The sequence below is a fragment of the Agrobacterium sp. BT-220-3 genome (assembly GCF_025910175.1).
GTDB classification, from domain to species: Bacteria; Pseudomonadota; Alphaproteobacteria; order Rhizobiales; family Rhizobiaceae; genus Agrobacterium; species Agrobacterium oryzihabitans.
Genome location: NZ_JAPAIX010000001.1, coordinates 1,115,120 through 1,129,008, shown reverse-complemented (window position 1 = coordinate 1,129,008; position 13,889 = coordinate 1,115,120). Strand labels below are relative to the sequence as shown.

The 13,889-nt window shown below is 59.8% G+C and carries 11 protein-coding genes; 7 read left to right on the top strand and 4 right to left on the bottom strand.

Going from position 1 to position 13,889, the window contains the following annotated elements:
• Positions 1-22 precede the first annotated feature (22 nt).
• The 7 genes from OK142_RS05740 to OK142_RS05710 all read left to right on the top strand — a co-directional run bounded on the left by OK142_RS05740 (position 23) and on the right by OK142_RS05710 (position 8,676).
• Entirely contained in the window at positions 23-985 is a 963-nt protein-coding gene (locus OK142_RS05740) for a glycine--tRNA ligase subunit alpha (RefSeq protein WP_035218800.1), read from the top strand.
• A gap of 110 nt (positions 986-1,095) precedes the next feature.
• The gene (locus OK142_RS05735; protein WP_498681560.1) at positions 1,096-1,476 is read left to right on the top strand and encodes a hypothetical protein; all 381 of its coding nucleotides are present in this window, start codon (positions 1,096-1,098) and stop codon (positions 1,474-1,476) included.
• Positions 1,477-1,597: 121 nt separating this feature from the next.
• On the top strand, positions 1,598-2,149 hold the full coding sequence (locus tag OK142_RS05730) for a LemA family protein (protein ID WP_078051226.1): 552 nt from the start codon (positions 1,598-1,600) through the stop codon (positions 2,147-2,149).
• An 87-nt stretch (positions 2,150-2,236) separates the two neighbouring features.
• Positions 2,237-3,514 carry a 3-phosphoshikimate 1-carboxyvinyltransferase gene (gene aroA, locus OK142_RS05725; RefSeq protein ID WP_498681557.1) on the top strand — a complete coding sequence of 426 codons (1,278 nt, stop codon included), beginning with the start codon at positions 2,237-2,239 and terminating at the stop codon, positions 3,512-3,514.
• 216 nt (positions 3,515-3,730) lie between these two features.
• A complete protein-coding gene (locus tag OK142_RS05720) occupies positions 3,731-5,668 on the top strand; it encodes a DUF2207 domain-containing protein (RefSeq protein WP_498681556.1) in 1,938 nt (645 codons plus the stop codon).
• Positions 5,669-5,795: 127 nt separating this feature from the next.
• A complete protein-coding gene (gene glyS / locus OK142_RS05715) occupies positions 5,796-7,949 on the top strand; it encodes a glycine--tRNA ligase subunit beta (protein WP_498681553.1) in 2,154 nt (717 codons plus the stop codon).
• A gap of 229 nt (positions 7,950-8,178) precedes the next feature.
• Positions 8,179-8,676 (top strand): 2-thiouracil desulfurase family protein, encoded by a 498-nt coding sequence (locus tag OK142_RS05710; protein ID WP_498681551.1) that lies wholly within the window; start codon positions 8,179-8,181, stop codon positions 8,674-8,676.
• 150 nt (positions 8,677-8,826) lie between these two features.
• On the opposite strand, the gene OK142_RS05705 is transcribed toward OK142_RS05710, so the two are convergent.
• From OK142_RS05705 to purD, 4 genes are all read right to left on the bottom strand, one after another.
• A complete protein-coding gene (locus tag OK142_RS05705) occupies positions 8,827-9,336 on the bottom strand; it encodes a hypothetical protein (protein WP_498681549.1) in 510 nt (169 codons plus the stop codon).
• A 279-nt stretch (positions 9,337-9,615) separates the two neighbouring features.
• Positions 9,616-11,439 (bottom strand): methyl-accepting chemotaxis protein, encoded by a 1,824-nt coding sequence (locus tag OK142_RS05700; RefSeq protein WP_498681548.1) that lies wholly within the window; start codon positions 11,437-11,439, stop codon positions 9,616-9,618.
• Between the two features lie 333 nt (positions 11,440-11,772).
• A complete protein-coding gene (locus OK142_RS05695; RefSeq protein WP_498681546.1) occupies positions 11,773-12,285 on the bottom strand; it encodes a plant virulence effector HPE1-like domain-containing protein in 513 nt (170 codons plus the stop codon).
• Between the two features lie 159 nt (positions 12,286-12,444).
• Positions 12,445-13,716: a phosphoribosylamine--glycine ligase gene (gene purD / locus OK142_RS05690; RefSeq protein WP_498681545.1), complete on the bottom strand. Its 1,272-nt coding sequence runs from the start codon at positions 13,714-13,716 to the stop codon at positions 12,445-12,447.
• Positions 13,717-13,889 lie beyond the last annotated feature (173 nt).

The following is a 13,889-nucleotide window of genomic DNA, read 5'->3' as shown; positions in this document are numbered from 1 at the left end:
TACTTGTCCTCCTAACGCTGCGATGACTGCAATGACCGATATTCCCGACCATATGAACCCGAAGCGTTCCTTTCAGGCGCTGATCCTGACGCTGCACAATTACTGGGCCGACAAGGGCTGCGCGGTGCTGCAGCCCTATGATATGGAAGTGGGCGCGGGCACGTTTCATCCGGCGACGACGCTGCGTGCGCTTGGACCGAAGCCGTGGAAGGCCGCTTACGTGCAGCCTTCGCGCCGCCCGTCCGATGGCCGTTACGGCGAAAACCCCAACCGCCTGCAGCATTATTACCAGTATCAGGTCATTCTGAAGCCCAACCCGTCTAACCTGCAGGAACTCTATCTCGGTTCGTTGAAGGCCATCGGTCTCGATCCCTTGCTGCACGATGTGCGCTTCGTCGAAGACGACTGGGAAAGCCCGACGCTCGGCGCCTGGGGTCTCGGCTGGGAATGCTGGTGCGACGGCATGGAAGTGTCGCAGTTCACCTATTTCCAGCAGGTCTGCGGCATCGAATGCTCGCCGGTCGCGGGCGAGCTGACCTATGGTCTGGAGCGTCTCGCCATGTACGTTCAGGGCGTCGACAATGTCTATGACCTGAACTTCAACGGCCGCGAGGGCGAAGAGAAGATTTCCTATGGCGACGTCTTCCTGCAGGCCGAGCAGGAATATTCCCGCCATAATTTCGAATTTGCCGATACGGCCATGCTGCATCGCCATTTCATCGACGCCGAAAAGGAGTGCCAGGCGCTTCTCGCCGCCGGTGCGCCCGGTGACAACGACAATCAGCGCCTGCACAAATGCGTATTCCCGGCCTATGACCAGTGCATCAAGGCCAGCCACGTTTTCAACCTTCTGGATGCGCGCGGTGTGATCTCGGTGACGGAACGCCAGAGCTACATCCTGCGCGTGCGCACGCTGGCGAAAGCCTGCGGCGAGGCCTTCCTGCTAACGGATGCGGGCGGGCTGAACTGGAACAGGGCCGCCTGATTTTTGGAGGCAGGTTCGCACCGAAGATTTTATTGAATTTGAAAGGCCGTTCTTGACGGCCTTTTATTTTGTGTTGATTGTTCCGGTGAAAAATCACCTTGGATTTGATTATGAATATTAGAAGCTTACGTTTTTTGCTTGTATTGACGCTTGGATGTCTTCTCGGCAATGCGGCCGTTGCCGAAACGACTGAATGGATGAGTGGCAAGGATGCGTTTCCCCGCGCCAACAAGCTGCATTCGCTCGGAATGATCGTCACTCGCATGGATTGCAAGGATAGTGGCCAGCGAACCTTCGATGTTGGAAGTGCCCTTGTCCGAATGCATTATACACGCAATACGAACGACCTCAGCTGGAGAATAGATGGCTGGAACCATCTAGAGGAAAACAAGGCATACTGGGCCGAACGCGGTTTCAGGCTCGCCTCCTATACTCTTTTTGTGCGCAAGGTATCCGGGCTGAGGTTGTATTGTACCGTTTTTCACAAATGACGGATGTTTACTTCCCTGAGCTTGTCTCCTCCCGGCAAAAACGGACAGAATGAGCGAAGCCCCATGACTTTGCGGTAATGAGCGGCTATCGTGCGCGCATCGAAGCTGGGAATCGCAATTCATGTTCATCACGCTGGCAATCATCGCGGCAATCGCGCTTTATGTCGTCTTCATCTATAACGGCCTCGTCAAGGCGCGGCAGATGAAGGAAGAGGCGTGGTCGGGCATCGACGTGCAGCTGAAGCGCCGCGCCGATCTCATTCCCAACCTCATCGAGACCGTGAAGGGTTACGCGGCGCATGAAAAGAGCACCTTCGAGGAGGTGATCGCCATGCGTAACCGGGCGCAGGCCGTGCCGGCGGGCGATGTCGAAGGTCGCGCCCAGGCGGAAGGGCTGCTATCGCAGGCGCTCGGCAAGCTCTTCGCGCTTGCCGAAGCCTATCCCGATCTCAAGGCCAATACGAATTTTCTGGAATTGCAGCGTTCGCTGGAAACCATCGAAAGCGAAATCCAGATGTCGCGCCGTTATTACAATGGCGCCGCCCGCGATCTCAACGTCAAGGTGGAAAGCTTCCCTTCCAATCTGGTCGCAGGCCAGTTCGGTTTTGCCAAGGCGCCCTATTTCGAGATCGACAACCCGGCCGACCGCGCCGTGCCGACAGTGAAATTCTAAGCGCACTGTTTCCCCGGCGGCTTAAGACCTCCCGTTCAAATTCCGATAATCCGGCTCTTCGCCGCATTCTTTGACAAGACGACAATCATGATCGAACTGACCATCACCCCGCCCGACCACCCGCTTTCCGGCAAGGTCGAGCCGCCCGGCTCCAAATCCATCACCAACCGTGCGCTTCTCTTGGCTGGTCTTGCCAGGGGCAAAAGCCGCCTGACCGGCGCACTGAAAAGCGACGACACGCTTTATATGGCCGAAGCCCTGCGCGAGATGGGCGTCAAGGTCACCGAGCCTGATGCCACCACCTTCGTGGTGGAAGGCACAGGTGTATTGCAGCAGCCGGAAAAGCCGCTTTTCCTCGGCAATGCCGGCACCGCCACACGGTTCCTAACCGCTGCCGCAGCACTTGTGGATGGCGCCGTCATCATCGATGGCGACGAGCACATGCGCAAACGCCCGATCATGCCGCTGGTGGAGGCCCTGCGCTCCCTCGGCGTCGAGGCCGAAGCGCCGACCGGCTGCCCGCCCGTCACCGTCTGCGGCAAGGGCACAGGGTTCCCGAAGGGCAGCGTCACCATCGACGCCAATCTTTCCAGCCAATATGTGTCGGCGCTTCTGATGGCGGCCGCCTGCGGCGACAAGCCTGTCGATATCATCCTCAAGGGCGAGGAAATCGGCGCCAAGGGCTATATCGATCTCACCACATCGGCCATGGAAGCTTTTGGCGCGAAGGTGGAGCGGGTGAGCAACGCCATCTGGCGCGTGCATCCGACGGGTTACACGGCGACCGATTTCCACATCGAGCCGGATGCCTCCGCCGCCACCTATCTCTGGGGTGCGGAACTGCTGACCGGCGGCGCGATCGATATCGGCACGCCGGCCGATAAATTCACCCAGCCGGACGCCAAGGCCTATGAGGTCATGGCGAAGTTTCCGCATTTGCCCGCCGAAATCGACGGCTCGCAGATGCAGGACGCCATTCCGACCATCGCGGTTCTCGCCGCCTTCAACGAGACGCCGGTGCGTTTCGTCGGCATCGCCAATCTGCGCGTCAAGGAATGCGACCGTATCCGCGCCGTCTCGCTCGGCCTCAACGAAATCCGTAACGGTCTGGCGCATGAGGAAGGCGACGACCTGATCGTGCATGCCGATCCGGCTCTTGCGGGCCAGACGGTCAAGGCCTCCATCGATACCTTTGCCGACCACCGCATCGCCATGAGCTTTGCGCTGGCGGCGCTGAAGATCGGTGGAATCGCTATCCAGAACCCTGCCTGCGTCGGCAAGACCTACCCGGCTTACTGGAAAGAGCTCGCCTCGCTCGGCGTCGACTACACGGAAAAGGAAAGCGCTGCCGAGCCGCAGCATTAGAAGAACGGTATTGGTTTTCCGTCATTCCGGCCTTGAGCCGGAATCCAGCGCGATCAAGTCCTTGACCGCGAAAGACTCTTCAAGCCGCGCAGACGCGCAGCTGCTGGATACCGGGTCATCCTCGGACTTGATCCGGGGACCGGTATGACGGAATGACCGTGCTGCGCATCATCACTTGAAACCGGAAACGCTCCATTCCCTTAAGGAGAACCGCCCGTGAAGACCATCGCCGCAAGACTTCTCGCGCTGTTCGTCTTCCTGGGCGCGGCCTTCCCGGCCTTCGCGGAGGAATTCATCCGCTCCTACCATTCCGTCATCGAGGTTGCGACGGATGGCAAGCTGACGGTGACGGAAACCATCACCGCCCGTGCTGAGGGCCAGAACATCAAACGCGGCATCTTCCGCGATTTCCCGCTTTATGCGCTGGATGCGAATAACCGCCGCACCAAGGTGGATTTCAACGTCGTTTCAGTGGAGCGCGATGGCGCGCCGGAAAACTGGCGCACCGAAAACATCGATGGCGGCATCCGCATCTATACCGGCAGCGCCGAGCGTTTTCTGCCGACCGGCGAACATATCTTCCAGATCACCTACACCACCGCCCGGCAGATCCGCTATTTCAGCGATTATGACGAGCTGACCTGGAATGTCACCGGCAATGGCTGGCAGTTCCCCATGGGCGAGATTTCCGCCACCATCACGCTGCCGCAGGGCGTCAGGGCCACCGACACCGCCGTCTTCACCGGTCCGCTTGGCGCGAAAGGCAAGGATGCGCGCATTCTGAACGAAGGTAACGAGGTATTCTTCGCCTCCACCCGCCCCTTCACAGTGGGCGAGGGCATGACGGTTGCCGTCAAGCTGCCCAAGGGCGCGATTGCCGCACCTGACACTTCGCAAGAAGCGGGCTGGTGGCTGCGGGATAATCTCGCCATCCTGCTTTCGGGCGGCGGGCTTTTCGCCGTGCTGCTTTATTACCTTCGCGCCTGGTTCGCCGTTGGCCGCGATCCGGCGAAGGGCGTGGTCGTGCCGCGTTGGGATGCGCCGGAGGGGCTCTCGCCAGCTCTGGTCAACTATGTCGATAACAGGGGTTTTTCGGGTGCCGGCTGGACGGCGCTCTCTGCCTCGGCCCTTGATCTGGCGGTCAAAGGCTATGTCGTTCTGGAGGACTTGAAGAACGCCATCGTCATTCGCCGCACGGAAAAGGCGACCGCCGCCGATCTGCCGACCGGCCAGAAAACGCTGCTGTCCTCCATCGGCGGCCCTGGCAAGACGCTGACCATCGACAAGGCCCATGGTGCGGAGGTCGAAAAGGTCGGAACACAGTTTCGCGCAGCGATAGAGAAAGAACATCGCGGCAAATATTACCGCAGCAATGCCGGCTACATCGTTTTCGGCATCTTCCTCAGCATCGCCCTCATCGTCGCGACGTTGATCTTCGGCGATCTGGATGAAAGCGCCATTGCCGCCGTGCTGGTCTTCGGCTTTTTCGCCTTCTTCTTCAGCATCCTGTCGATCGGTATCGGCCGCCAGTTTTCGCGCGGCGCACCGCTGCGCAAGCGTATCGGCGGTATCGTCATGCTGGCCTTTGCCGGTTTTGTGGCCTTTTCCGCCATTGGCGGTATCGCCACGCAAATCCTGCTGGATGTGACGCATGACACCAAGTCGCTGGCGCTGGCCGCCATCGGCGGCATCGTGCTCACCAATGCACTGTTCCTGTTCCTGATGGGCGCGCCGACGCCGCTCGGCCGCAAGCTGATGGATGGCATCGAAGGCCTCCGAACCTATCTGACGCTGGCGGAAAAAGACCGGATGAACATGGCTGGTGCGCCCGCCATGTCGCCGCAGCATTTCGAGACATTGCTGCCCTATGCCGTGGCGCTCGGCGTCGAAAAACCGTGGAGCCGCACCTTCGAGACCTGGCTCGCAACGGCTGCCGCCGGTGCCGCTGCGGCAAGTTATGCGCCCGGCTGGTATGCGGGCAGCAATTACGGCAGCTTTGGCGACAGGATCGGAGGCTTTTCCACCTCCATGGCCAATACCATCGCCTCCACCATTCCCCAGCCCGTCAGCTCTTCCGGCTCCAGCTTTTCGGGCGGTGGCGGCGGCGGTTTTTCCGGCTCTGGGGGCGGCGGCGGTGGCGGTGGCGGCTGGTAACACCTGCCGGCGGTAATTTAACCGAATGCCGTGGTGACTTTTGCCGCGTTGCTTGCTAAGCCGACCGCTGTCGCTTTTCGCGGCATACATCGTCCGACAAAAGATACAAAGATAAAGTCCTTATCCCATGCCCGATCTTCTGCTTGAACTTCGCTCCGAGGAAATCCCCGCCCGCATGCAGCGCAAGGCGGCGGGCGATCTGAAGAAACTCGTCACCGATGCCTTGGTGGAGAGAGGGCTGACCTATGAGGGTGCGCGCGAATATTGGACGCCGCGCCGCCTGACGCTGGATATTCGCGGCCTCAACGCCCGCTCCGCCGATGTGCGTGAGGAAAAAAAAGGCCCGCGCACCGACGCCAATGAAAAGGCCATCGAGGGCTTTCTGCGCGGCGCAGGCCTCAACGACATTTCGGAAGCGCAGGTCGTTTCCGATCCGAAGAAGGGCGATTTCTACATCGCCATCATCAACAAACCCGGCCGTCCGGCGGAAGAGATCATCGCGGAAGTGATGCCCGGCATCATCCGTTCTTTCCCCTGGCCGAAATCCATGCGCTCCGGCCCGGCCTCCATGCCGAAGGGATCGAGCTATGCTGGCATCGAAGGCAAGGGCTCGGAAAGCCTGCGCTGGGTGCGCCCGCTGCAATCCATCGTCTGCCTGTTCGGCCCCGAACATGATGAAACCCAGGTCATTCCTTTCGTGATCGACGGCATCGTCGCCGGCAACGTTACCTATGGCCATCGTTTCCATGCGCCGGGCCCGATTACCGTGCGCCGTTTCGAAGATTATGTCTCGAGCCTCGAAAAGGCGAAGGTCATTCTCGATGCCGAACGCCGCAAGGATATCATCCTGCACGACGCCAAGGATCTGGCTTTTGCCAACGGTCTCGAACTGGTGGAAGATGAAGGCCTGCTGGAAGAAGTCTCCGGCCTCGTCGAATGGCCGCAGGTTCTGATGGGCACCTTCGAGGAGGATTACCTGCAGATCCCTGCGGAAATCATTCGCCTTACCATCAAGACCAACCAGAAGTGTTTCGTCACCCGCAGTCAGGGTGCGGAAGAAGGTCTTTCCAACCGTTTCATCCTGATCTCGAACATCGAGGCGAGCGATGGCGGCAAGGAAATCATCCATGGCAATGGCAAGGTCGTGCGCGCCCGCCTGTCGGATGCCCGCCACTTCTGGAACCGCGACCAGGGCGATCTGCCCGATCTGGAGACGCTGAAAGATTCGGCTGCAAAATTCGACCTCGATCTCAAGAAGCCGCTCGATCAGCGCATGGCGAAGCTCGATGCGCTGAACGTTACCTTCCATGCCAAGCTCGGCACGCAGGGTGAGCGCGTGGCGCGTATCCGCGAACTGGCCAAGGCTCTGGCCCACGTCGTTGGTGCCGATGCTGCTCTGGTGGATCGCGCCGTGGTGCTGGCGAAAGCCGACCTGCGCACCGAAGCCGTCGGCGAATTCCCCGAGCTTCAGGGCCTGATGGGCCGCAAATATGCGGCGTTGCAGGGCGAGAACGAAAGCGTCGCGGCGGCCATCGAAGATCACTACAAGCCGCAGGGCCCCTCAGACCGCCTGCCGGCAGACAAGGTGGCCATCACGGTTGCTCTGGCAGACAAGCTCGACACCCTCGTCGGCTTCTGGGCGATTGATGAAAAGCCGACGGGTTCGAAGGACCCCTTCGCGCTGCGCCGCGCGGCGCTGGGCGTGGTGCGTATTCTGCTTGAGAAAAACGTACGTCTGCCGCTTTTGAGCGTCGTGAAAGACCCGGATCTTCTCTCCTTCTTCCATGATCGCCTGAAGGTCTACCTTCGCGACCTCGGCGCCCGTTACGATCTGATTGAGGCTGTTCTCACACCGGATTCCGATGATCTGCTGATGATCGCCCGCCGTGTTGAGGCGCTCACCGCCTTCATCACCGGTGAGGATGGCAAGAACCTTCTGGCTGGCACCAAACGCGCCACACAGCTTCTGGCCGCCGAGGAAAAGAAGGGCACCGTGGTCGCTGATGGTGTTTCGGAAGAGCTGCTGAAGCTTGATGCCGAAAAGGCGCTTTATGCGGCGATCAAGATGGCTTCCGCCGATGCGGCGAAGGCGGTCGAAGCGGAAGATTTCCGCTCCGCCATGCAGGCGCTTTCGACGCTTCGTGCGCCTGTCGACAAGTTCTTTGAGGATGTGCTTGTGAACGACGAGGATGCGGCCATCCGTGCAAACCGTCTGGCGCTGTTGAAGGCCATCCGCGAAGCTACGGGAACGGTTGCAGATTTCTCGAAGATTACCGGGTGAGGGAATTGGGGGCGGCCGTGACGGTAGCGTGCGCGGTTCACCCCCCTCTGTCCTGCCGGACATCTCCCCCTCAAGGGGGGAGATCGACCAGCGGCGGCCTACCAACTACATTGAACGTCGCGGGAAGAGCGGGGAGCATGCCTCTTGCCGATCTCCCCCCTTGAGGGGGAGATGCCCGGCAGGGCAGAGGGGGGTGCCCCCGGCCTCCATCCTTGGAGATGAAACTCGATTGACCCACGCGCCCCCCCAAATCCTCATCAGCGCCTGCCTCCTCGGCCAGCCCGTCAGATATGACGGCAAGGGCAAACCCCTCTTCCACCCGGCGATAGATCGCTGGCGGGAAGAAGGCAGGCTGGTGACGATCTGTCCGGAAATGGCCGGCGGCATGCCCGTTCCGCGACCGCCGGCGGAAATCGAGAATGGTGCCTCCGGCCTCGATGTGCTGGAAGGCCGCGCCCGCGTGCTGGATGTGACCGGCGGCGATGTCACGGCGGAATTTATCGCCGGTGCGGAAAAAGCGCTGGCCCTGGCGCAGACGCATGGTTGCACATACGCGCTGCTGATAGACGGCAGCCCGTCCTGCGGCTCGGTCGCGATCTATGACGGCTCGTTTTCCGGTGTCAAACACGCTGGCAATGGTGTCACCGCCGCCCTGTTGCAGCGGGAAGGTATTGCCGTCTACGCACCCTCCCGGATCAAGGACTTGGTCCTGGAGATTGGTCAATGATTGGCATGTTCGCCTCGGTTCCAAAGCGGCACGCGGAAGAGTTTGAAGCGGGTTTCTTCCGAAACCCGCTTCATTCTATGATACGACGCGCATCACAATTTTTCTGATGCCTTGAACGGTCGAAATGACGTCACAACCGTCATTCAGGCATCAGCGGCAACCGGCCTTGGTGCTTGCGCAATTGGTTCTGTTCATCGTCACATTGGCGAATTCATAACCATAGTCATGCTTTTTCGGGTCCGTTGCGGAGTCCACAACGGCAACGATAAGAACGGCCGCAAGGCCGGCGCCCCTCGCGGCGCCTATCCGGCTCGCCGAGGTCTTTGAGTAAGGCTGCACGGTGGCGATGCCCATCTTGAAGCCCGGGGCATTGCACTGAATGCGGATCGGGCGTGATGCATAACCATAGTCCGGAACGGTGACCTGAGCCGGCGTCTTGACGGCGGCGCGATAGCCGTCGCTTTCCAGCGAGCAGGCAATGCCCTCCAGTTCCGTTCGGGTTGAGCTCACCGCATCCGGGTCCCGGCGGTGTTCATAGGTTCGCACAGTCACGACTTCCTGACCCTGAAGTTGCGGAACATCCTGCCCTGCGGCGCGCTGCGGCCCCAGAACATCGCCATTGGCGATGCCCTTGGCGGTCGGCGTCGCTACAACGCTCATCGCAATCGGCTTTCCTGTCTGGCAGGCGGAAAGAATTATGGCGCAGGCCGCAATAATTGAGTATTTAATAATAGAATATTTCATGAATATACCTAAATCTGCAATAATTTTAATTTGCACAATCTTGAATTACTGCCAAATTGCAAGAGCATTTCAAGGAAATTCTGAAGATATATTTATATTTATGCGATCCGCATTTTCTGCGTGCCGGAAAAGCAAAACGCCGGCTTTGCAGCCGGCGTTTTGAATGGCATTTCGCTGATCGGATTCTGGATCGCGTCACCCCGCCATGCGCATCTGTTGCGCCATGCCGTGAAGCTGATGGCCGGAGGAGACGCGGAAGCTGCGGATGAGGTTCAGCAGCTCTTCGGTATCCACGGCCAGCGCTTCCGCCGAAGCCGTGGTCTCTTCCGCCATGGCGGCATTGTGCTGGGTGGCGACGTCGAGCTGGTTCAGCGACGTGGAGATCGAGCGCAGCGTCGTGTCCTGCTCGGCGGCAGAATGGGCGATCTTGCTGACAATCTCGTTGGCGGATTTGATCTGGCCCGAGATGCGTTTCAGTGCATCGCCGGCCTCGCCGACAAGGCGCACGCCGTTTTCCACCTGAGCGGAAGAACGGGCGATTTGGTCCTTGATCTCCTTGGCGGCGGCGGCGGATTTCTGCGCCAGTTCGCGCACTTCCTGTGCCACCACTGCAAAGCCCTTGCCGGCTTCACCGGCGCGTGCGGCTTCCACACCGGCGTTCAGCGCCAGAAGGTTGGTCTGGAAGGCGATGTCGTCGATAACGCCAATGATGTTCGAAATCTGATCGGAGGATTGTTCGATGCCGCTCATCGCCGCAATCGCTTCTTCCACCACACGGTCGCTGCGCGTCGTTTCCGAGCTGACGGTGGTGACGCGCTTGGCGGCGTCCGCAGCCCCTTCCGCCGTCTGGCGCACCGCAACGGTCAATTCATCGAGCGCGGCGGAGGTTTCTTCCAAGTTGGCGGCCTGCTGTTCGGTGCGCTGCGAAAGCTCGTTCGAGGCCTTGCGGATTTCCTCCTTGGAGCCGCCAATGTCGATGCTCTTGGAATTCACCTTGGCCATGGCGGCATCGAGATGCGTCAGCGCTTCGTTGAAATTATCGCGCAGCGCGGCGTAACGGCTACCGAGGTCGCCGCAACGCACCGTCAGATCGCCAGCTGCCAGCTTTTCGAGAGACTCGCCGATGGTGGCGACCACACGCGCCTGCAATTCGGCCTCGTTGCGCTGCATGTCGAGGTTGTTCTGACGCTCGGCATTCAGCTGCTGCTGCTGTTCCTCCTCGCGGCGCTGCATGGCGTGGCGCTCGCGCACCTTGTCCTGAAGCGAGGCGGTGGCCTTTGCCATCATGCCCACTTCGTTGGTCAGGCCGGTATGGGGAATGGTGAGCGAGACATTTTCATTGGCGACTTCGCCGAGCGCGCGGTGAATATCGCCAAGCGGTTTCGAAATGCCACGGATGACGTAGAAGGCGGCGGCCAGTGCGAGCACGAAGATGGCAGCGCCGATCGACAGCGCCTTCATCACCTCGCCGCGCACCTGCGCATTCAGATCGTCGATGTAGACGCCGGTCACCACCACCACCTGCCAGGGATCGAAGGCAAGGGCATAGGAGCTCTTGGCGTAGTCATTGCCTTCCATGCCGGGCTTCGGACCGTAGAAATCCGTCTGGCCGCCGCCATTGCGGCCAAGCCGCACGAGCTCGTCACGATAGGCAAAGCCCTTGCTGTCCGGCTTGCCCTTGAAGTTCTCACCGACACGTTTGGCATCGGGATGGAACTTCATCGTCACGTCGTAATCGTAGCCGAACAGATAGCCATCAGGGGTGAACCGCATGGCGCTCACGGTGGCATAGGCCTGCTTCATGGCTTCGTCCCGCGAAAGCGTCCCGGCCTTTTCCTTGTCGTGGAAGGATTGCAGAATGGAAATGGCTGATTGCACCTGCGTCCGCAACATGCCGTAGCGTTCCTCATAGATCGCGTCGGTGGCGGATTTCAGCTGGTAAAACGTCGCAACGGAGAAGGCGGCCATCAGGGCCACGACGAGAACGATCAACTGACGGGAAATGGAAAGGTTCTTCATGGGCGCTCACAAGCGTTTGGCTTCGCGCGCCTTAAAAAAAGCCGCGCGCTGCCGAAGTTTCGGAAATGGGAATGGCGCCTGATGCGCGGGGAACAGCCTGAAAAGCGAGCGTCCGCCACAGGCCTGATGTCGTGCTGCATCGCACTATGAAATCACTTAGCGGCCAAAAATTTGAATAAATATTTAATTAGACAGAGCTTTATCAGCTCGATCGGCAGAATAGCGGTCGAAGAATTTATTATTCCCCGAATGGTTGCCGTGAATTGTGACGAATGCAGCGATGACGCGATTATTTGACATTTGTCACGAAAAAGCGCCGTTGCCGCCCGCCCGTCAATTGCCGCGCAATTGGAAATCCGGGAATGTGGGTGCAGCAATGACTGCCGCGTTTGCAGGTGCTTGCGCGCTATCTGCCGAAATTTCCTTGACGGCCGCGGTGGTCGTCGTCACGTCGATGCCGGCGGGTGTCGATGCCGTTTCGGCAGGATGCGCGGCGGGTTCGGCATCCTCATAGGTCGCGATTGCGGCGTCCGGGCTCTCGCCAGGCATCCATGCGGGGTTGGTGCTGACGAAGGTGACGGGAGCACCGCCCAGCCAGGCTTCGGTACGCACCAGCGTGCGTTTGCCATCGATTTCGCGCATTTCCATATGCTGTGTGCCGGGCTCGATGGAGGGAATGGCGTAACCCTGCGCTACGGTCTTGCCCTTCAGGGGCGCGCAGCCAGTGCAATCCAGACGCACGAAACTGCCATTGGCGACATGCACGCCATTGATATATTCGACGGAAGACGCCATCGCCGAGCCGCTGGCCAGCGCCACAATCGCTGTGAGAAGAAGACGACGCATCGAAAAACCCCCGAAATAACAGTGCTGCCTCTTGTTAGAGGCACAATGCACCATTCAATGTTGGGGCAAGTATTACCAATCTTTCCTTTCCATCAGGTCAGCAAACTTGGTAAAAATTGAACGAAATATTCGCGCCGACTACTCTGTCTGCTTCAGGCCTCAGGCCTTTTCACGGGCCACGGCCTGCCAGCCGATATCGCGCCGGCAGAAGCCGTTTTCCCATTCCACCTTGTCGGTGAGAGCGTAGGCGCGCGCCTGCGCTTCGGTCACGTTCTTTCCGAAGGCGGTGACGTTCAGCACGCGTCCGCCCGTCGCCACCAGCTTGCCGTCCTTCAGCGCCGTCCCGGCATGGAACACCTTTGCCTCTTCGCTGGCATCGGGAATATGGGCAATCGGTGTGTTCTTGTCATAGGCGCCGGGATAACCCTTGGAGGCGAGAACGACAGTCAGCGCTGCATCGTCGCGCCATTCCGCTTCCACCTTGTCCAGCGTGCCGGTGGCGGTGGCATAGAGGATCGGCAGCAGATCGCTTTTCAGGCGCATCATCAGCACCTGGCATTCCGGATCGCCGAAACGCACATTGTATTCGATCAGCTCTGGGCCTTTCGCGGTGATCATCAGGCCGGCGAAAAACACGCCGGAAAAGGGATTGCCGTCCTTGACCATGCCTGAAATCGTCGGTTCGATGATCTCCTTCATGGTGCGTTCCACCATGGCTGATGTCATCACCGGCGCGGGGGAATAGGCGCCCATGCCGCCGGTATTCGGGCCTGTGTCTCCATCGCCCACACGCTTGTGGTCCTGTGCGGTGGCGAGCGCCAGCGCCGTCTTGCCATCCGAAAGGCAGAAGAAGCTGGCTTCCTCGCCATCGAGAAAGGCTTCCACCACCACTTCCGCTCCGGCCGCGCCGAAAGCGCCGTCGAAACAGTCGTCGATGGCAGCAAGCGCTTCGGCTTCGGTCATCGCAACGGTCACGCCCTTGCCGGCGGCAAGACCGTCCGCCTTGATGACGATGGGGGCACCCTGTTCACGGACATACTGTTTTGCTGGCTCGGCCGCCTTGAAGCGCTGGTAAGCGCCGGTCGGAATATCGTAGCGGGCGCAGAGATCCTTGGTGAACCCCTTGGAACCCTCAAGCTGGGCGGCTGCCTTCGAGGGGCCGAAGGTGGCGATACCAGCTGCACGCAGATCATCCGCCAGACCCGCAACCAGCGGCGCCTCCGGTCCGATGATGACGAAGTCGATCGATTTTTCCTTGGCAAAGGCGATGACGGCGGCGTGGTCTTCCACGTCAAGCGAAACGAGTGTCGCGTGGTCGGCGATGCCGGGATTGCCGGGTGCGGCGTAAAACTCTTCAAGCAGGGGAGACTGGGCGATTTTCCATGCCAGCGCATGTTCGCGTCCGCCGGAACCGATCAACAGAACTTTCATGGTCAATACCCCTGCAAATTCGCCAGTAACCTTGTTTGAGCGGCGTTAAGGGCAGGGGGGCGAAAGGTCAAGGAGAAAGCGCCGTAAATGCCCGTCTTTCCCTTGAACGCAGCCTTTCCTGTGGAATCGTTGTCGCCTCTTGTTGTCACGCCACAATCAGACATTATGTTCGC